Origin of the sequence: Mucilaginibacter aquariorum (assembly GCF_024498135.1) — a bacterium.
GTDB classification, from domain to species: domain Bacteria; phylum Bacteroidota; class Bacteroidia; order Sphingobacteriales; family Sphingobacteriaceae; genus Mucilaginibacter; species Mucilaginibacter aquariorum.
In genome coordinates this window covers 102,501-122,179 of the sequence record NZ_JANHOH010000010.1, presented here as the reverse complement: position 1 = coordinate 122,179, position 19,679 = coordinate 102,501, and the positions used below count along the sequence as shown (strand labels likewise).

At 41.1% G+C, this 19,679-nt stretch carries 15 protein-coding genes; 9 read left to right on the top strand and 6 right to left on the bottom strand.

Annotated features, from left to right (window positions below):
- Nucleotides 1–272 precede the first annotated feature (272 nt).
- The 5 genes from NPE20_RS23285 (at nt 273) to NPE20_RS23265 (ending at nt 5,135) form a co-directional block, all read left to right on the top strand.
- Entirely contained in the window at nt 273–2,219 is a 1,947-nt protein-coding gene (locus tag NPE20_RS23285; RefSeq protein WP_256541111.1) for a polysaccharide biosynthesis protein, read from the top strand.
- 97 nt (nt 2,220–2,316) lie between these two features.
- The gene (locus tag NPE20_RS23280) at nt 2,317–3,252 is read left to right on the top strand and encodes a KpsF/GutQ family sugar-phosphate isomerase (RefSeq protein ID WP_256541110.1); all 936 of its coding nucleotides are present in this window, start codon (nt 2,317–2,319) and stop codon (nt 3,250–3,252) included.
- A gap of 3 nt (nt 3,253–3,255) precedes the next feature.
- On the top strand, nt 3,256–3,996 hold the full coding sequence (gene kdsB / locus NPE20_RS23275) for a 3-deoxy-manno-octulosonate cytidylyltransferase (protein ID WP_256541109.1): 741 nt from the start codon (nt 3,256–3,258) through the stop codon (nt 3,994–3,996).
- A complete protein-coding gene (kdsA, locus tag NPE20_RS23270) occupies nt 3,983–4,762 on the top strand; it encodes a 3-deoxy-8-phosphooctulonate synthase (RefSeq protein WP_256541108.1) in 780 nt (259 codons plus the stop codon). The genes kdsB and kdsA overlap by 14 nt, the downstream gene beginning before the upstream one ends.
- Before the next feature lie 40 nt (nt 4,763–4,802).
- A complete protein-coding gene (locus tag NPE20_RS23265; RefSeq protein WP_256541107.1) occupies nt 4,803–5,135 on the top strand; it encodes a DUF6122 family protein in 333 nt (110 codons plus the stop codon).
- Nucleotides 5,136–5,145: 10 nt separating this feature from the next.
- Here NPE20_RS23265 and NPE20_RS23260 read toward each other — a convergent pair whose 3' ends face one another.
- The 3 genes from NPE20_RS23260 to NPE20_RS23250 all read right to left on the bottom strand — a co-directional run bounded on the left by NPE20_RS23260 (nt 5,146) and on the right by NPE20_RS23250 (nt 7,547).
- On the bottom strand, nt 5,146–5,928 hold the full coding sequence (locus NPE20_RS23260; protein ID WP_256541106.1) for a hypothetical protein: 783 nt from the start codon (nt 5,926–5,928) through the stop codon (nt 5,146–5,148).
- A 442-nt stretch (nt 5,929–6,370) separates the two neighbouring features.
- Entirely contained in the window at nt 6,371–6,850 is a 480-nt protein-coding gene (locus tag NPE20_RS23255; RefSeq protein WP_256541105.1) for a nucleoside deaminase, read from the bottom strand.
- 103 nt (nt 6,851–6,953) lie between these two features.
- On the bottom strand, nt 6,954–7,547 hold the full coding sequence (locus NPE20_RS23250; RefSeq protein ID WP_256541104.1) for an OmpH/Skp family outer membrane protein: 594 nt from the start codon (nt 7,545–7,547) through the stop codon (nt 6,954–6,956).
- A gap of 203 nt (nt 7,548–7,750) precedes the next feature.
- On the opposite strand from NPE20_RS23250, the gene gyrB reads away from it, so the two are divergent.
- The 4 genes from gyrB to NPE20_RS23230 all read left to right on the top strand — a co-directional run bounded on the left by gyrB (nt 7,751) and on the right by NPE20_RS23230 (nt 11,660).
- Nucleotides 7,751–9,709, top strand: a complete 1,959-nt coding sequence (gene gyrB / locus NPE20_RS23245; RefSeq protein WP_256541103.1) for a DNA topoisomerase (ATP-hydrolyzing) subunit B — start codon at nt 7,751–7,753, stop codon at nt 9,707–9,709.
- 249 nt (nt 9,710–9,958) lie between these two features.
- Nucleotides 9,959–10,297 (top strand): PadR family transcriptional regulator, encoded by a 339-nt coding sequence (locus NPE20_RS23240; RefSeq protein ID WP_067058209.1) that lies wholly within the window; start codon nt 9,959–9,961, stop codon nt 10,295–10,297.
- Nucleotides 10,294–10,968: a hypothetical protein gene (locus NPE20_RS23235; protein WP_256541102.1), complete on the top strand. Its 675-nt coding sequence runs from the start codon at nt 10,294–10,296 to the stop codon at nt 10,966–10,968. The genes NPE20_RS23240 and NPE20_RS23235 overlap by 4 nt, the downstream gene beginning before the upstream one ends.
- Complete coding sequence (locus NPE20_RS23230; RefSeq protein ID WP_256541101.1) at nt 10,965–11,660, top strand: hypothetical protein; 696 nt, start codon at nt 10,965–10,967, stop codon at nt 11,658–11,660. The genes NPE20_RS23235 and NPE20_RS23230 overlap by 4 nt, the downstream gene beginning before the upstream one ends.
- 17 nt (nt 11,661–11,677) lie before the next feature.
- On the opposite strand, the gene NPE20_RS23225 is transcribed toward NPE20_RS23230, so the two are convergent.
- From NPE20_RS23225 to NPE20_RS23215, 3 genes are all read right to left on the bottom strand, one after another.
- Nucleotides 11,678–12,109, bottom strand: a complete 432-nt coding sequence (locus NPE20_RS23225) for an aspartyl protease family protein (RefSeq protein ID WP_256541100.1) — start codon at nt 12,107–12,109, stop codon at nt 11,678–11,680.
- A gap of 94 nt (nt 12,110–12,203) precedes the next feature.
- Nucleotides 12,204–14,462 (bottom strand): translocation and assembly module lipoprotein TamL, encoded by a 2,259-nt coding sequence (gene tamL / locus NPE20_RS23220; protein ID WP_256541099.1) that lies wholly within the window; start codon nt 14,460–14,462, stop codon nt 12,204–12,206.
- Nucleotides 14,459–19,576, bottom strand: a complete 5,118-nt coding sequence (locus tag NPE20_RS23215) for a translocation/assembly module TamB domain-containing protein (RefSeq protein WP_256541098.1) — start codon at nt 19,574–19,576, stop codon at nt 14,459–14,461. The genes tamL and NPE20_RS23215 overlap by 4 nt, the downstream gene beginning before the upstream one ends.
- Between the last annotated feature and the right edge of the window lie 103 nt (nt 19,577–19,679).

The following is a 19,679-nucleotide window of genomic DNA, read 5'->3' as shown; positions in this document are numbered from 1 at the left end:
AATATTATATTTGCCGCTGTTAACAACAAATTTCCCCCGGTTGTGTTGTTACATTGGTTTATAAATCTGGAAATACATTCAGTAATATAAATCAATTAAGTACAGTGCTAGTTTATCTAATGCTGATCTTATTTTCAATAATTTAACTATTGAAAAGGCTGTTGATGGCTGTTTAACATTAATTATTAACAGTTAAAGTCAAACATATACAGATAACTATGGTTAAAGTTAAAATATTAACTTTACACAATTATCTGCAATATAATATACCTATGAAAAAATATCTACTTTTTAGTAAGGTTGTGCCCAGATGGATAATAATGTTGTTAGACTTTGTTATTGTTACCTGGTCATTTGCATCTTCCTACTTTATCGTTCACCGGTTCGAATTTACCAATATACTAAGAGGCTACTTTTTTGTTTATACAGGCCTATACTGTATAATCGCTGTTATAGTAATGTACCTGATGCGTATTCATATAGGGCTTATCAGGTACTCAAATACAAGGGATGTACTGCGTATTTTTGGATCGGTATTTATAAGCAGTATAATTTACCTGGCTGTTATAACGCTATGGGTTAAGCCATTCTTAAATCTTAATAATACTACGGTTGACCTTGTATTGCTGGTGAATTTTTCGGTATCAAGTACCTTACTCATCCTGCTTAGAAGTGCTGTAAAAAGTGCTTTTAATTACCTTAACAACTATTCAAGTTCTAAAAAAACCGTAGTACTTATATATGGGTCAGATACCAGCGCGGTATTGGTTAAACAGGCTTTAGAGGCAAGTGCCAAAACCAACTTTGTTATCGCCGGTTTTGTAGATGCTGATACAAGTAAGATCAATAAAGAAATACAGCAGGTTAGAGTTTACGATATTAATAAACTTGCTAAGCTAAAAGAAAAGCGTGCTATTGATAAGATGATTATCATGAATCACCACCTTGATGAGCAATCTAAAAAAACAGCGCTTGAAACATGCCTTGCATTAGGTATTCAGGTACTTACAGTGCCACCGTCTGACCAATGGATATACGGTAAGCTAAACATGCAGCAAATAAAAGATCTGAAAATTGAAGATCTGCTGCAACGTAAAACTATACAGATAGATACCACGCGCATATCTGAAGACCTGCAGGGTAAGCGTGTATTAATTACTGGTGCTGCCGGTTCTATTGGATCAGAAATTGTACAGCAAGTGTTGCAATACAACCCGGCTATGGTTATTCTTTGCGATCAGGCCGAATCACCACTGCATGACATCCGTCTGGAGGTAGAAGAAAAATTTGCAGAGGTTCCAATAAAAATATTTATTGGCGATATAAGGAATTACAGCCGTATGCATCAGTTGTTCTCTGATTATGAACCAGAGGTGGTTTACCATGCTGCAGCTTACAAACACGTGCCAATGATGGAAGAGAATCCATCAGAAGCGGTAAGAGCTAATGTATTGGGTACTAAAAACATTGCTGATCTTTCTCTTGCTTTTGGCATAAGAAAATTTGTAATGGTATCTACCGATAAGGCTGTTAACCCATCAAATATTATGGGTACTACTAAGCGTATTGCCGAGATCTACATTCAATCTCTTAAAGATAGTCCCGCTAATAAAGGCACCTGCTTTATCACTACACGCTTCGGTAATGTGCTAGGCTCGAATGGCTCGGTTATACCACGTTTTAGGGCACAGATACAAAAGGGAGGCCCAATTACAGTGACCCATCCCGAGATTACCCGTTACTTTATGACCATTCCAGAGGCTGTTCACCTTGTATTGGAAGCAGGAACGATGGGTACCGGTGGCGAAATATTTATTTTTGATATGGGTGAACCTGTCAAAATAGTTGATCTTGCCCTTAAAATGATAAAGCTTGCGGGTTTACAGCCAGATCGTGATATAAAAATTGTTTATTCAGGTTTGCGGCCGGGCGAGAAATTATACGAAGAATTGCTTAACCAGGGCGAAAGCACAATGCCGACCCACCACGAGAAAATAAAGATATCAAAGGTTATATCTTATTCATATAAACAAGTTGCCGATGATATTGATGAGCTTATCTTATTAAATAAGCAAAATGATGAGTTTGCAATGGTAAACAAAATGAAAGACATAGTTCCTGAGTTTATCAGCAAAAATTCGAAGTTTGAAGGCCTTGATAATGACAGGTCTGAAGGTGTTCAGATTGAGGCTCCTAAGTTAAGGGTACTGCAGGATTAATATCATCGTTTTATCTTATTGCTAAGCTGTCATTTAGCTTATCTGATTTTATTGAGTATAATTGCAATACAAAAAATGTTCCGAGCTTCTGCAGCTTATGAAGAGTATTGCCCAAAAAGTATTTGATATAGAAATAGCATCGTTGCAATACGTTGCCTCGATGATTGACGAGCAATTTAGCCAGGCCGTTGATGCTATTCTTAATTCCAATGGTAAATTAGTGGTGTGCGGCATGGGTAAATCGGGCCATATCAGCAAAAAGATATCCGCTACATTTACCAGCACCGGTACGCCAAGTTTCTTTATGCACCCGGCAGAAGCCTTTCATGGCGATTTGGGTATGATCAGTGAGCAAGACGTAGTAATATTGATCTCTTACTCCGGCGAAACCGAAGAGGTGCTGAAAATTGTCCCTTATCTGCAGTACAATAAAAATGTATTCGTAGCTATTACCGGCAACCCTAATTCTACACTGGCAAAAAATGCAACATATCATTTAAATGTTTGTGTAAAGCAGGAAGCCTGCCCATTAGAATTAGCCCCAACATCGTCAACTACCGCTACTTTAGTTATGGGTGATGCTCTTGCGGTAGCATTAATGACGGCGAGAGATTTTAGTCCGGCTGATTTTGCACGGTTCCATCCGGGCGGCAGGCTTGGCCGTAAATTGCTGGTAAGGGTTAAAGACCTGATGCGTACAGATAAACTTCCGTTTATTGATACTACAGCAACGTTTACACAATTGGTACTACAAATGAGCGAAGGTAAGCTGGGGATGGTAATAGTGGGCACGCCGACAAATGTAGCCGGTGTAATAACAGATGGCGACCTGCGCCGGGGCTTGGTTAAGTATAATGATATTCATCATTTGCCAATTACCGATCTGATGAATACCAACCCCAGGATTATTAACGAGCATGAGCTGGTATATGATGCCGAGGCGTTAATGATGGAATGTAAAATAACCACACTGCTGGTGCATAATGATGATAATATTCTTACCGGCGTTTATCAGATATTTAATCAGGCTTAAATAATGAAAGCGATCATTGTTATACCTGCCCGGTTAAAATCTACCCGATTGCCACGAAAGGTACTGCTTGATCTGGGCGGTAAGCCCGTAATACAAAGAGTTTATGAAGCTTGCCTAAAGGCAACCCTGCATCACGAAATTTGGATAGCTGCCGATAGCGACGAGGTATTTAACGTTTGCAGGCAATTTACCCCGAATGTGATAATGACACGTGAGGATCACCCCAGCGGTACAGATCGTATTGCAGAGGTTGTAGAAAAGATAGCGTGCGACCTTGTTGTTAACGTACAGGGCGACGAGCCATTTTTTGATGCAGGAATTATAGACAGGTTAATAACTGCCTTACAGCAAAGCGATGCCGTAATGGCGAGTGTTTGCTCCCCGGTTGCAAACATAGAAGAACTAAATAACCCCAACCTGGTTAAAGTTATAACAGATGTAAATAACAACGCTGTATATTTTTCAAGGTTTGCTATTCCTTTTTCAAGGGATAGGGAAGTGGAAGATGTATCTGTTTATAAAAAGCATATGGGCGTTTACGCGTATAAAGCTTCGTTCTTACAAGAATTTATTACCATGCCGGTTTCGTTTTTAGAAAGCACCGAAAAATTGGAGCAGCTAAGAGCGATAGAGAACGGCTATAAAATTAAAATGATTGAAGTGAAGGGTATTGAAAAGGGGATAGATACTCCGGCTGACCTGGAACTTGCACGTAAAAAAATAGAAGAAAATGGCACTGTATAAAGATATTATCGAGAAACCTTTTTTTATTGTTGGCCCATGCGTAATGGAGAACCAGGAGCTTTTATATACCGTGGCCGAAAAGGTTGCCGAAATTGGAAGTAAGTATCCTGTAACGGTTGTATTTAAATCATCATTTGATAAGGCAAACCGTACCAGCGTGCATGCATACCGCGGCCCGGGCTTAACAAAGGGTATGGAGATGCTTAACAACGTAAAAGAAAAATTCGGGCTGCCTGTTACAACTGACATTCACGAACCTTTTCAGGCGGTTGCGTGCGCTGAAGTGGTTGATATATTACAGATTCCGGCTTTTCTTTGTCGCCAAACCGATCTGCTTGTTGCCGCTGCGGAAACCGGTAAAATTGTAAACATCAAGAAAGCACAGTTCCTATCTGGCCAGGATATGTTTTACCCGGCACAAAAAGTAAAAGAATCAGGTAACGAGCAAATTATCCTTACCGAACGCGGAAACTCGTTTGGTTATAATAACCTGGTGGTCGATTTCAGAAATATCTATGATATGAAAGAATTTGGCTATCCAGTATGTATGGATTGTACCCATTCGGTACAGCGCCCGGGTGGTGCAGGCGGTAAAACCGGCGGCGACAGAAAGTTTGTACCTAATATGGCCCACGCTGCAAGGGCGTTTGGTGTAAGCGGTTACTTTATAGAAACCCATCCTGATCCTGACCATGCATTAAGTGATGGCCCAAACATGCTTTATCTAAAAGATCTGGAAGAGCTAATAAAATCACTGATTGAATAAAGTATTGCCGGCATCAGTAAAATGGAGTTCAATTTTACTGATGCAAAACTTCCAATTTTTGCATGTACTGCGCCCTATATTGCATTACGGGCTGCATTTTATAGCTCCGGGTTTACTGGCATACTTGTTTTTTAGGGACAGATGGAAAAAGGCCTGGTTAATTATGGCTGCTACAATAGCAGTGGATGCCGATCATTTGCTGGCACGGCCTGTTTTCGATCCAAACCGCTGTAGCGTTGGCTTCCACCCATTACATTCATATTATGCTATAGGCGTATACATACTTCTGTTGTTTTTCCCCAAAACCAGAGTAGTAGCGGTAGGGCTACTTTTCCATATGTTTACAGATCTGCAGGATTGCTTGTGGTTATAATTATTTAGGCTTATTTAACCCGTCTGTATATTTCTACAGATTGGCCATTCGTAGCACTGTTAATCACCTGAGTGTATTCGTCCCTGCCGTTTAATTTAATCTTAATAGCAAACTTATGGCCACGAAGAAGGGCATAATTTGATGTTACCTCTTCTTCCCTGAGCATGTCATCCTTAAAAGTAAATGTCCCGGTGCCAAAGCCATTTTTAAACTTGGTTTTTTCCGGATTTCGTGGGAGCCTGTGTATGAAAGTAAAATGTCCTGCCCAGAATATTTTGTACTGTGTTACATCAGTGGGTATAGTGTCCTTGCCTTTTACCGTGTAGGCTTTCTCCATTTTCCACAAACCATCCAGTACAGAGGTATCGGCCGGTGGGAATTTTTTATAGTCTTCTTTCAAAACATATTTTACGCCCTGTACTGTAGCATAGTCTGGAATGATTTGGGTATAGCCATCAGGTTTTGTTGTAATTTCAAGGTTACTGGTTATAGATGAATCAAGCGCCCTGCTGCTATAAATACTGCGTTCTGTAATTTTATTAGAGTCGAGCGTATAAGTGCCAACACCAAACCCAACAGATGAATCGGGTACTATACTGGCATACATATAGTGAGTATCTGTATAAATTTTAACTTGAGTCCTTTTAATCGTGGAATCTTTGCCCCCGCGACTAAGCACCTGCTTTTCTAATTCATATGCCCCCGCCTGGCTTGGCTGAGATGGCTTTTCTTTTTTCTTACATCCTAAAATCAAGCAACTTAATAAAGTTGCATAAATGAAAATCTTTTTCATATGATTAAATTTAAATGTGAGACAAAAATTTATTTGTTCTGATGGCGTTTTTTTGTTTGGTGGCAGTAGCTTTATTAGGTTCAGCAAAAAAACACCAGGAAGGGCAAATAAATACCTAGATTCTAATTAGTCTAAATATTATCACTTAGGCTTATTGGTATAATAAATTTACGCATAATATATCTGATTAGCAATTGTTAATGAATTGTTAAAGAGAAATAAAAAATGCATAAAAGCTTCCCTTGCTTAATATGCAAAGTAATTAGGAGTTATATTCCGGAATGGAATATTTATAAAACAATTATGAGTAATAAAACCGGCTATGTGCTTTGAAGCAGCAGTTACCCCGTGTATGGTTGACAAGGATCGAAGCAATCTCCCGATGATTTAGTTTGTCATGATGAGTTGAAATCCGAGAGATCCTTTGATCCCTGGCCTGGGCTTAATAATCCGTTTTACTTTCTGATATCTCCCACTGTTTAAACACAGCAAGGGCTTCGTTCCGCATTAGTTGTACAAAAGGCAGTTTGCGTTTTTCCATTGGCTGTACCAATTCATCATAAATAAAATGGTCGTCAAAGCCTATGTCGGCGGCATCCTTCTTTGTATTGGCATAATATATTTTGCTAATACGTGCCCAATATATTGCGCCAAGGCACATAGGGCAGGGTTCGCAGCTGGTATATATCTCACAGCCTTCTAAATCATAAGTACCCAGTTCCTGGCAGGCTAAACGTATAACAGATACTTCGGCATGCGCGGTTGGGTCGTTTTGCGTAACAACCTTGTTTGCGCTGCGTGCCACCACCATGCCATCTTTCACTATCACCGCACCAAAAGGGCCGCCCTGTGCCTGTTTTACATTGTATTCAGACAGGTCAATAGCCATCTGCATAAATTTTTCGTTGCCTTTATCTTCCATCAGTCTAAATTAAAAAACCCCAACTAAAAAGCCGGGGTTTTCATTAATTATTTATTTTACAATCTGCACATCTGCATGTTCACGCATCTGCACATCTGAAATATTATTTCTTTTCTTTAGCGTAAGCTTCGTTTAACCTTTTTACAACGTCGGCAGTTACATCAAGGGTTGGGTCTGCAAATAAAACGTTAGTGTTACCTTTTTGAGTAGTTAACACCATTTTATAACCTTTTTCTTTAGCGTAAGCTTTTGTAAATTCTACCAGTTTTTCATATAACTTAGTTTGCTCACTTAATTGATCATTTTGAACTTGCGCACCTGCATTTTGCTGATATTGTTGAAACTCCTGTCCTTTACGTTGCAGGCGTTGCTCAGTAGCCTGGCGCTGATCGGCAGGCATGGTAGGAGCAGCTTTTTGATATTCTGCAATTTCGCGTTGAATAGCTTGCTGGCGCGATTGTACATCAGATTGTGCAGCCTTACCTTTATCACCAAGGCGTTTGTCCATATCTTTTATGTAGTCGTATTTAGATACTAACGAATCCTGGTTGATATAAACAATTTCGGGAGTACCGGCAGTTGTACCTGCAGTAGTCGACGCAGCTGGTTTGCTATCTGTTTTATTTTGGTTACAAGCAGATACACCTGCAGCAATTAGCAATGCTAATACTGATTTTGTAACAATTGAGGCCTTCATTTTCATTCTGTTTATCTTAAAAAAATTTTGACAAATATAATCTTTCATCACAAGTTTCCTAACCATTAATTAACATGTTTATTATCAGTCATATTTATCCACAATCGCACTAATGTTGCACAATATTCAACGTAGTATGAAGCAAAAATCGTATTTTTGTGTATAGAACTCCACTTGGAGAGAGGTTATTGTATTAATCAAATATGAGCGAAGAAAAACAGGATAAATCAAATTATTCAGCAGATAATATTCAGGTTTTAGAAGGTTTAGAAGCTGTACGTAAAAGACCTTCCATGTACATTGGTGATACAGGCGTAAAAGGCCTTCACCACTTGGTTTACGAGGTAGTTGATAACTCAATAGATGAGGCGCTTGCCGGGTATTGCGATACTATCAATGTAACCATCCATAAGGGTAATTCCATTACGGTTGTAGATAATGGCCGTGGTATCCCAACAGGTATCACCACAAAAGAAAAAGTATCGGCATTGCAAATTGTAATGACCGTTTTACACGCCGGTGGTAAGTTTGACAAGGATACTTATAAAGTATCGGGTGGTTTGCATGGTGTGGGGGTAAGTTGCGTTAACGCGCTGTCAAACCACATGAAAACCGTTGTTGAGCGTGATGGCAAGATATTTACACAGGAATATTCTCAGGGAAAACCTTTGTTTGATGTAAAAGAAATTGGGGTGTCAGACCGCACAGGTACTACACAAACCTTTCAGCCCGATCCGGAAATATTTACACTTACTACCGAGTATAAGTTTGAAACATTAGCTACCCGCTTACGCGAGCTGGCTTTCTTGAATAAAGGTATCCGCCTAACATTAACAGACGAACGTGAAACCAATGATGATGGTTCTGTCATTATGGAAGAGTTTTTCTCTGAAGGTGGATTAAGGGAGTTTGTTAAGTATCTGGATGGTACCCGTGTTGCAATCATCCCTGATCCAATTTACCTGGAGGGTGTTAAGCAAGGTATCCCGGTTGAACTGGCTTTTCAGTATAATGATACCTATACCGAAAATGTACACTCATATGTAAACAACATCAACACTATTGAAGGTGGTACACACGTAGCCGGTTTCAGGATGGGTTTAACACGTACGCTTAAAGCTTATGCTGATAAATCGGGCCTACTGAAAAATATGAAGGTTGAAATTACAGGCGATGACTTCCGTGAGGGGTTAACTGCTGTAATTTCGGTAAAAGTACAGGAGCCGCAATTTGAAGGACAAACCAAAACCAAACTGGGTAACAGTGAGGTGAGTGGTGCCGTTAACGTTGCAGTAGGCGAAATTTTAGGCAACTACCTGGAAGAAAATCCGAGGGAAGCTAAGATGATTGTACAGAAGGTGATACTTGCTGCTACAGCCCGTGCAGCTGCCCGTAAAGCACGCGAGATGGTGCAGCGTAAAAGTGTAATGACTGGATCTGGCTTACCGGGTAAACTATCTGATTGCGCTAACAGCGACCCAACTTTATGCGAGCTATACCTTGTAGAGGGTGATTCGGCGGGTGGTACCGCTAAACAGGGCCGTAATCGCGAGTTTCAGGCAATTCTTCCTTTGAGAGGTAAGATCCTGAACGTGGAGAAAGCCATGGAGCACAAAATTTACGAGAACGAAGAGATAAAGAATATGTTTACCGGCCTTGGTGTTAGCATTGGTACGCCGGAGGATGCGAAGGAACTGAACATGACCAAGCTACGTTATCACAAAATTGTGATCATGACGGATGCGGACGTGGATGGTTCGCACATTACCACACTTATTTTAACTTTCTTCTTCCGCTATATGAAAGAGTTGGTTGAATACGGGTATGTGTATATTGCATCGCCACCGTTATACCAGGTTAAAAAAGGTAAAGAATTTGAATATTGCTGGACAGATGAGCAGCGCGACGTTGCTATACAGCGCCTAAAAGGGCAAGGTAAAGAAGATAGCGTACACGTACAGCGTTACAAAGGTTTAGGTGAGATGAACGCCGAGCAACTATGGGATACAACCATGAACCCGGCTAACCGTACCCTTAAAAAGGTGACCATTGAAAACGCTGCCGAGTGCGATCATACCTTCTCCATGTTGATGGGTGATGAGGTTGCCCCGCGCCGCGAATTCATTGAAAAAAATGCACGTTACGCACGTATAGATACTTAATAGTTATCTATGTACCAATGATATTAAAGCCTCCTGACCATTCAGGAGGCTTTTTTGTCTTGTAGGTTTAATGAGCGTCCTTTTTGGTGTTTTTTCGACTTTCATTCGCCTTTTTTCGCCCTTGAAAGTTTCTTTTATGCCCGCTGTAGGCACTAAGATAGGTAGGAAAGCATCACCACTACAAAAAATATACCTTTAAATTTATATACATAATTTTCTTATGTATTGATAAATTTATATATTTGATTTATGAGCACTAATCCATTACTAAAAGGTAGCCTGCAAACCATTATTTTAAAACTGCTGGAAGATAACGACCAGATGTATGGTTACGAAATAACTCAAAAGGTAAAAGAGGTATCGGAAGGTGAGATAATGCTTACCGAGGGCGCTTTGTACCCGGCATTGCATAAGTTGGAAGCAGATGGCTTTTTAGAAACTTTTACGCAGGTAGTTGATAACCGCGTACGTAAATACTATCGCCTTACCGAGCAGGGAGGGAAAGAGGTAACCAGCAAATTGACCGAGGCACAGGCGTTTATTGATCAACTACAAACCTTGTTAAACCTAAAACCGGCTACTAAATGAAACCTACCGAGCAACAGCTAAAAGTATTGCAAAGCTATCTTCATAAAACTTTAAACTACCGGGAAACCTACGAAGAGATCTACGATCATATCTTATCGGCAATTGAACATCAACCAGCAAATATTTCGTTTGAGGATGCTGTAAATAATATCATTAACGGTGATTTTGGCAACGCTAAAAATTTACTCAAAGCTGAAAGAACCAGTAAAAACGCATTGGTTAAAGATTGCCTTCGCAAGTTTGCCAGTTATTTTGTAGGCTGTTTTAGGGCTCCGTCTTTATTATATACAGCGGGGTTCGCGTTAGCTGTATATTACCTTTTATCGCAAATGAGGTTTGGCGCATTTATCACCGAATGCATATTTGCTGTAATGTTTGCTTTGATAATTTTTGTTCCGGGGGTTATTTATTTGATAAGGTTATACAACACAGGGTATATTTTAGGCACCATTAAAAAGTCGGCCAAAGACAGGTTGTTTGAAACATTGGCCAGCATGCCATTACGTATTTTTGTAATGCTTACGATTTGGGTATACACCCCATTTTATAAAGTATGGCAAAATACGAATCATTACAGTGCTACCATATTGCTGCTGCTTGGCGTTATATACAATGTGGCTTTATACAAATTGTACAAGGATGAATTTAAAACAGCAGCTATAGCCAAATGATACTATCGCCAGAAGAACTGCAGTGGGTAACGGACCGTATGAAGATATACGATATCAAATACCAGGAAATATATAATGAAATATTTGACCACATTGTTACGGCCATTGAGGTTAAACGTAAAGAAGGGGATACCAGACGCATCGAAATAGTTTTTCAAAACGTAGTTGATGATCATTTCAACGGTTATGTTGGTATTGAGGCATTAGCTACCGGGCAGGAGAAAATATACCGTAAGCTTATGGGCAAAACGTTTAAAACCATTTTTGCGGGGTACCTAACGTGGTCATTATTGGTTTTTACCGCAATATGTGTAGGCCTGAGTTTTGTGATGCCCGATACTAAACTCGTACATAAAATTTTTATAACTTCAATAGCTATACTGGCTTTTTCGCCGCTCATCTACACTTTTATAGCCGTCACTAAAAAGATAAAAGTAGATAAGGGCAGAAAGTCGTTATTAAAGGCGCACCTTATAGGGCAAACGTATTTGCCGGCTATGCTGCTAAACAGTATTTTTTATTTACCTCATTTTTTTTATTTGGCAGGTAGCCGTGATACGGACGATAATTATTATAACTCATTAAAATTTCTCCCGTTGCCGGCATTGGTGGTGGTGCTCATATTTTTTATGATAACTAACTTAAGCTGTTTACGCCTCTGCAATCAAATTATAAAAAGAGAAGTGGCATAGGGTTTTATTCGTAAGAGTTACTTCAACAGCAACCGTTTCTTCCCAAAATCTACCACGGCATTGTACTTCATCAATATGTCGCTGCCTAAAACGCCTAATACTTCGGGGTGACCCATTTCCCGGTAGGCTACATTGATAGTGGAAAGATCAAGCACGGCCACTTCCAGTTCTGGGAGTAATAGATCACCTATCCAAATATTTTCGATAATGGCTGTGGATGATTCCATCGTATTGGTGCCCAGCCCGGTTGACAGTCGTTCGCTGGCAATAATAGCCGCTTCCTCATTAGCTTGTACTAATAACTCATGATCAAACGCGGTACGCGAAGCGCCGGTGTCAAGCACCACTTTAAAAGGCTTATTAAATACCACAATATCCAGCACCGGATGAAAGCCATCGCCATGCAAGTCGATAATATTTAGCGGAACGGAAACGGTTCTTTTGGTCATTAAATTTAATTGCTGCCATTAATTATTGGCAGGTTAAGGTTCGGCAATATAGTAATCAATCACAAATTCACTAAATCAACAAGTCATTAATTGTTTAAAACGGATAGCCTATGGCAATATTTAGGATACTGTTTTTAAAGCTTGGGCTAATAGCGCGCGATCCACCCGCAGGGGTATAAGGCCTAACCAATGGGAAACCCAAATCGGTACGTAATACCAGTATCGTGGCATCAAACCTTAAGCCAAATCCGGCATCAACAGCCATTTGGGTTAAAAAGTTGGGGCCAAATGTCCCGCCCGGTTGATGCGGCTTGGCATTCCATATATTACCTGCATCAGCAAATAAAGCGCCGTATACAATGCTGAATAGCTTTTGGCGATATTCTATATTAGCCTCAAATTTTATGTCGCCGCTTTGGTCGGCAATAAAGCTGTTGCCGCTAAGGGGGGTAGGGTCAACCGTACCTGGCCCTATTGACCTTGGCCTAAAGCCCCTTAAACTGTTAGGGCCACCAATAAAAAATTGCTGGTTATAGGGTAAAATGGTAGAGTTGCCATAAGGTAAACCAACGCCCACAAGAAGCCTGGTAGCAATTTTACTGCTGGTACTCAACTTATGAAAAAATCTTATCTCGCTTTCCGCCTTAACGTACTGGTTAAATATGGTACCAAACAATTTTTTGGGCTTACCGCCAAGCGTATCGGCACCACTTATAATGCCGTATAAGTTGTTCGACAAACTCATCTTCCCGCGGAAATAAATGCTGTTGGTGCGGTAATCTTCGGTAGTGTTGTCAAATGTATAAGCGTAGCTTGGGCCCAGGGTGAATTGCGGATCGATAACATGTTTAAGCGAGGGGTTACGATTGTTGGGGTTATTGATACTATCCCTATAAAGGCTATCCACATTTCTTGGTTTTACGAAAGTGGCCTCCAGTATGTTAAGCTCGTGCAGTTTATGAATATCAGTCTTAAACTGGTAACCAAATGACCCATTGAACGAGTTAAGCGAATACAGTTTTTGCCTAACAACCGAGGTATAGCCCAATGTTAAAACCGTACGTGGTATATATGCATTTGACGATTTGATGTTGAATGGAATTAATCGCGGCCACGAAAGACTGGTTTGTACACCGTATTGGTATACGTTAAAGCCATTATTTTGCCCGCCAATTTGCACATCGGTACTACCAAAAAGGGTAACGGTTAGCAGTTCGCCGCCTTTAAATGCATTGCGGTTTCGCCAGCTTAAATTTATTTGCGTACCGGTATAGTTGGCCGATGTAGTACGGCCAACTATCTCGGCCTGTAAGGATTTGCGTTTGTAGGGTGTTAAGAAGTAGTATACATCCAGTTTTGGTGAATCGGGTGTAACGTCTTCAAACCTGTTTTTTACATAGCGGTATGGCCCCAGATTAATAAACCTGTTTAACGAGTTGTTATGAATTGTGCGGCTATATACATCGTTAGGGTGTAGCAATACCGTATTAGCAAAAAGATATGGCCGTGCGGTTTTACGTGGGTCAATAATATTATACCAGCGGTATGCCTGGGCCTGGTCTAACCTTAACGAAGTATCCCTTAACGAGTAATTTGGATAAACATAAATGTTCCTTATCGTATATATCTCGCGTGCCTCTTCCGGAGTGGTCTCCTTAATTTTTACAACCAGGTCAACTTTATGCTTATCCACCGTGCTATCAACCCTAACTATTAATTGCTCGGGTGCAAAGTAAAAAAAGCCTTCTTCCTTCAGCCTGGCATCAATTCGTATCCTTTCAGATTTTATAACATCAAGGTTGTACTTATCACCAGATTTTAAAAGGGTACCGGCCATTGTACCTTTAATAGCGGTATCCAGGCTATTATCTGTAGCGCTTGGGAAGGTAATATTACGTATGGTGTATGACGGGCCGGGCAAGGCTGTAAATATAGCTTTGGCGGTTTTCTTTTTACCCACGGTGTCGCCGCTTACTGCAGCCTGAAAGTAGCTTTCGTTCTGCAGGCGGTTTGTCATAATTTCGCTGTTCTTAGCTAAATTAACCTGACTAACGTATACCGGTGGTTCGCCGTATTTGCTAAAAAACTTTTGTATAAAACCGTGGCGGTTCTTTGTTTTGTAATACAACCACAGCTTTATTCGCATACCCAACAACGATGAATTTGGCTTAGGGCGTATTAACGCCTTCATTTCGTTACTTAGGTTTTTTGCATCCCCGCCTGATAAAGCTTTATCTTCAACCTTAACTGTGCCGCCGGTATATAGTTTTTCACCCTCGGGTACGTATTTGGTGGTACTGCAAGCATTTAGTACTACAGCCAGTGATAGCAAATATATTATACGTTTTATCATAAGGTTGTGGTCTGGGTCTTAGTTCTGTCCTCTTTGTCTTTTTGCTGTGATGCCTTTTCCTGCTCGTCTTTTATCTTTTGCTCTTCTTTATATTTGCGGCGCATCGCTTTTTCCTGCTCGGTACGTTTACGGAAGATCTCGCGGAAACGGTTATAATCTACCGTAAGTGAGAAACCAATACCCGTTTCAATGATCTGCCCCTGTATTACCACAAACTCATCCTTACGGTAAGCACGCAGGGTGTAACGCCCATCTTTACTCAACTTATAGTTTACAGATACGTTACCCGCTATGTTAGATGTTTTTTGCCCCTGCTGGGCACCCTCCAGGTTAAAGTTATTACCTACCGATACCGTTAGCCTATCGTTAAGGAAACGTTTGGACAGCCCAACATTCAGGTCTGTACGGTTCGTGGCTGTGCCGGATGAATAATCTTGCCCGGAAGTTAAACCGAAATTTAAATCAACACCAGATATTAAACCACCTGCAAGGCTGTTCAATTGGTCGGAAAGTAAGCTGCTCACACTGTTGCGGATCGCGCCTTCAACACCTGCGCTTCCTCCCTGGCTTTGCAGTGGGTTATCACCAATAAAGTGGCCAAGCACCAAAACACCAAGTACCTGTTTGTTTAATTCATTAGGATCTTGCCTGATTTGTGCCAGGCGTGTATCAACCGTAGTGGTTACCTGCGATGATACGTTATAGTTACTATCGGGCAAGGTAATATCAAAGCTGATATCAGGTTTCATCAACTCATTACGTAAGTTAAGATTTACGTTAAAAGGTAGTTTTTGCTTGTACTGTGTAGTGTTATCGTCAGATAGCTGGTTAGCTACCAGGTCAATTGGGGGAACGTTGGCTACATAGATGGCTGTAAGGTCAATGTTAGCGCTGGTTGGGTCGCCTGTCCAGGTGATAGTGCTACCTTGTTTAAAATTAAATTTACGTGATACAGTCGCGTATGATAAGTTGTATGATCCACTGTTAACTGTATAAGTACCGGTTAAGCTGGTTTTGCCGCTTGGGTCGATACCGCCGCTCAGGTGTGCTTCGCCTTTCAGGTGAACTACATCGCCGTTGCGTTCATCAACTACAATGGTAAAGTTGGCGTTCTTGTCAATGTTAACAGTAGCGTTTACATCAAGCCCTGTTAGTTCCGATTGCTTTAGCGAATCTAACTGGCGGGCCATTAATATCGAATCCATTTTTGGTGCACTGGCGTCGTAAAACTCAACCACTCCTTTACGGTCTTCAACACCCGGGTCGCTGGTTGGCAATACAAAGGTCATGTCGGTTTTATCATTAACGGTAAGGGTTGCGTCAACCACGGGTTTGGCCATATCACCGCGTATTTTAATATCACTATCCACAAAAAGTTTACCATAAAACAGTTTGTTATCTGCCCTGGTAGAGTTTATCATCCGGAAATTATTTGAGCGGATGTTCATTCCAAATTTAAAATCGGTGTAGTTTTTGGTATAGATAGAACCAGAAACAATCGCCTTGTTATTGGTAGAATCAACCAGGGTAAAATCGTTGAAACGGATACCTTCATCATTAAACGTAATGCTCTCCTGCGGCATGGTGAAGTAGGAGTTAAGCATGCTTACATTAAAGGCCACCTTATTAAAGTTAATATCCCCCCGAACTGCTGGCGCTTTTGTCGTTCCGGTTATCTTTAATTGCCCCGTAATGTTACCGCTGGAGTTTTTGATTGCCCCGAAGCTAAACCCTTCTATACTCTTTATCCCCAGGTTAACAATATTAAGGCTCATATCAAATCGGCTTTCGGGCAGGGTATAATACATACCATTCAGGTCAACCTGGTTGCCCTTGCCCGTAATGCTCATTTGGGCGGCGTAGGCATTGGCAGTTTGGTTATTTACCTTAAGGGCAATGTTACCAAGAGTATCCCCTTTAAAATTAAAATCGCTTACGTTAATTGCTGTGGTAAATACCGGTGATTTTTGGAAGTTGCTTATCTCCGCGTTTCCATCAATAACGCCACCAACAAGCAGGGAATCCTGCTTAGCCAGTTTGGTCAAAGTTTCGATACGGAAGTTCCTGAAATCAACAGTTATCGGTGAATTGTACTCGCCCGAGTTGCTATTCGCGCTTAATACCTGGTTACTGTTGGTAATGCTAAAGTTGCGTGCCAATACCCCTTTAGCACCGTAGAACAAAGCGTTATCAGGGTTAACCGCCCACGGGGTATAATCAAGCAATAAGCCATCTTGCAGGAAACTAAATTGATACTGGTTTGGCAGCGCGCTAAACATACCCGCAACGCGGTAGCGTTCTTTTTTGGCTGCATCGCGCACCTGCAGGCTTATGCCCAGTTTATTATTTTGGGCGTTGCCCGATACACTGGTGAACAACAGATCGAGCGATGAACCTACTTTTATCTCATCAACAGTTAAGTTGTAATTGAGCGCGTTATTGCCGGTGTTAATAGCCAGCTTCATGTTGTTTACAGTGTTTGTGCCATAGATGACTTTGGGTGCCGATCCGTTTACGATCAGCTCACCGGTAGCGCTATTAAAGCGGCCATTGAATAAAACCGGGTCAAGCTGTTTTAAGTCTGGCGCAAACTGGGTAATCAACGGCGTTTTAACCAAACGGGCATCAAACGTAAATTGCTGCGGCGAGTATTTTACTTTGGCACGCGGGGTTTTGCTGCCCAGACTGGTGTTGTAGTATTTATCTATAACATCTTGCAGTGCAGGTGCAATTTGGGTGAGCTTATACTGGCCAACCATGTGGGCATAAAACATGGGGGTTTTAAGCTGTAAACTGCTGCTATCTGCATTGGCGGTGGATATCAGGGTTACGCTATCCAGTTGGATGCGCTGTCCGTTGTTATTAACAACCAAATCGGTTGCCAATATATTGGCGTTTAGATAATCCGGATCGGCGGTTGGTACATCGGCAATAATTTTACCGTGAAAGCGCATTGGGGTTTTTGTAAAATTTAGCTTCTGCAGATCTATGCTATCTACCAAAAGCGTAGCGTTAACCGATGGATACTTTTTGTTCATGTTGGCCTTAGCATCCAAACTAAAATTGATGTTAGGGTCTTTCATGCGGGCATTGGCTACATAACTGCCATTGCGCGCGGTGCCTTTCATTATAAGGTTACGGTAGGTATAGCCCTTTACATTGGCGCTTACTACATCGCCGTTAAATTTTAGGCTGGCGGTTTTTGGGTCGAGCCCTGCACCGCTTATATTAGCCTGCATGGTTACAAAGCCAACCATTTGCGGCTGTTTGGTTAATGCCCCAATATTTAAGTTATTAGCCTTTATATTGGCCGAATACGTTTCGCTTCCTTTGCGTTTGCCACTCTTCATGGCGGCCACCAAATCAACCGCGCCGTAGCTACTGCGCAGGGCCATTTTGGTGTTGAAGGTTTTCATGCTGCCTTTAAATGTCCCTTTCAGATCCATATTTTCGGGAACGCTCACATTTGGCGGAATCGTACCTTTGGGTACAAGGCGAACAATATCGTTGCGTGTAGTGCGGAAGTCATTGATGGTGACATCGAAATAAGATTTCTCTACATCAGGCAAGCCCCGCATGGTAGCAGAGGCCTTTACATAAGTATTGCCAAAACCGCTTATTTCGATATTTGGGATGCGCAGGTTATTTATCTGGCCGCTCACCCTGCCGTTCACTTTTATAACCGAGTTTGGGGATGATTTAAAGGGTTCCATTGATGCCATGGTAGGCATCAGCAATAACACATCGCGTAAGCCCAATTTGCTGCCATCCAAATTGGCGTTGATGCTTAGCTTACCAAGATCTTTGGTTAACGATTCTATTGAGGGATAAGCCACCTGCAGATCTTTCTGAATAACCGATGTTGGTGTTTCAACCAGCAGATCTTTTAAATAAGCATTCTTAGGTCCGTAAAAGAATGTGGTACGGAACTTATTTATTTTTAAACCACTCTTTTCGCTAAATGTAAAGGAGTTGATCTTACCCGATAAACTATCCGGCGCGTAAGCGATATTCCCGGCATCGGCATTTAAGTTTTTGATGCTCATGTGAGCAAAGTCCAGGCCGCGTGGCAGTGGCTTTTGCGCGTCGTTATCAAACTTAATATTATCGTTGGTGAAGGTAACCTTGCCTAAAGCGGCGGTCCAGCCTTTAGCTTGCGTGGTAGATGTAAGCGTATCTATTTTTTTAATAGTTTTTTCCACCGCTTTGGTAACAGTTGCCGGTTTGGCAAAAGTGAGCCCTGCGGTGGTATTATCTAACAGGATAGATTTGATACCAACATGCTGCTTCTTCATATCTATCTTATCCATGTTCACCAAAAATTTGCCCAGATCAACCTTGGCGGTCATTTCGCTGCTCATGTAATCAACTTTAACCTTGTCTACATTTATCTCGCCCAAAGTAAGGTCCATATTTAATGGGGCAACAGCAGTATCAACTTTAGCAGCCTGCGCAATTGATGAACCCGCAGGTGTTTGTATGATCTTAGCGTTTACACCACTCAGGTTAATTTTGGGGATAGTGAACTTCATCTTATCCATATCAAAATCCTTGATACGGGTATCAAAATGCCCCAGCAGAAATTTCACATCGTTGCCGGTGGTTACATCCTTATATTTAATGTTGATCTTATCCAGAATGATCTTATCTACCGAGAATTTCATGGTAGAAGTGGTATCCTCCGGCTTAACTTCTTTTTTCTGTTCGCCGGCAAAAGCTTTTAGGATGTAATCGAAATTGAAAAGGCTATCCGGCCCGCGGCTAATGTTAGCGGTGATGCCTTCCAGGTTTATCTCGTTGATCTCTACCTTGTTTTTTAGGAGTTTTAACAGGGTGATATCAACCTTTAGCTTATCACCCGCAATAAGGGTATCGCGCTTTTGGTCTTCAAAATAAACATCCTCCAGCACTAATAATTTAGGCAACCCCAGGCTAATGTGGCCTATCTCTACTTTGGTGTGGATTTTATTTTGTAAAAAAGTAACCGCTTTATTTTTAGCAAAATTTTGTACAGCAGGTACCTGTATTAAAATAACTACAAGCAATATCAAAAAAATAACACTTGCAATTATCCAAAGTATGGTTTTAAGAGCTATACGTCCAAATCGTTCCAAATTTGTAAAAGTTATGATTATACTTATAGTTGTGCAAATAATGTGCTAATCCGTGCCTTCAATTTTTCAACATACGTACACGTAGAATTGTTTTTTGGTAGAT

Excerpts from the sequence above, each read along its gene's own strand:
- NPE20_RS23285 (WP_256541111.1), top strand. The coding sequence starts at position 273 with ATGAAAAAATATCTACTTTTTAGTAAGGTTGTGCCCAGATGGATAATA.
- NPE20_RS23280 (WP_256541110.1), top strand. The coding sequence starts at position 2,317 with ATGAAGAGTATTGCCCAAAAAGTATTTGATATAGAAATAGCATCGTTG.
- kdsB (WP_256541109.1), top strand. The coding sequence starts at position 3,256 with ATGAAAGCGATCATTGTTATACCTGCCCGGTTAAAATCTACCCGATTG.
- kdsA (WP_256541108.1), top strand. The coding sequence starts at position 3,983 with ATGGCACTGTATAAAGATATTATCGAGAAACCTTTTTTTATTGTTGGC.
- NPE20_RS23265 (WP_256541107.1), top strand. The coding sequence starts at position 4,803 with ATGCAAAACTTCCAATTTTTGCATGTACTGCGCCCTATATTGCATTAC.
- NPE20_RS23260 (WP_256541106.1), bottom strand. The coding sequence starts at position 5,928 with ATGAAAAAGATTTTCATTTATGCAACTTTATTAAGTTGCTTGATTTTA.
- NPE20_RS23255 (WP_256541105.1), bottom strand. The coding sequence starts at position 6,850 with ATGGAAGATAAAGGCAACGAAAAATTTATGCAGATGGCTATTGACCTG.
- NPE20_RS23250 (WP_256541104.1), bottom strand. The coding sequence starts at position 7,547 with ATGAAGGCCTCAATTGTTACAAAATCAGTATTAGCATTGCTAATTGCT.
- gyrB (WP_256541103.1), top strand. The coding sequence starts at position 7,751 with ATGAGCGAAGAAAAACAGGATAAATCAAATTATTCAGCAGATAATATT.
- NPE20_RS23240 (WP_067058209.1), top strand. The coding sequence starts at position 9,959 with ATGAGCACTAATCCATTACTAAAAGGTAGCCTGCAAACCATTATTTTA.
- NPE20_RS23235 (WP_256541102.1), top strand. The coding sequence starts at position 10,294 with ATGAAACCTACCGAGCAACAGCTAAAAGTATTGCAAAGCTATCTTCAT.
- NPE20_RS23230 (WP_256541101.1), top strand. The coding sequence starts at position 10,965 with ATGATACTATCGCCAGAAGAACTGCAGTGGGTAACGGACCGTATGAAG.
- NPE20_RS23225 (WP_256541100.1), bottom strand. The coding sequence starts at position 12,109 with ATGACCAAAAGAACCGTTTCCGTTCCGCTAAATATTATCGACTTGCAT.
- tamL (WP_256541099.1), bottom strand. The coding sequence starts at position 14,462 with ATGATAAAACGTATAATATATTTGCTATCACTGGCTGTAGTACTAAAT.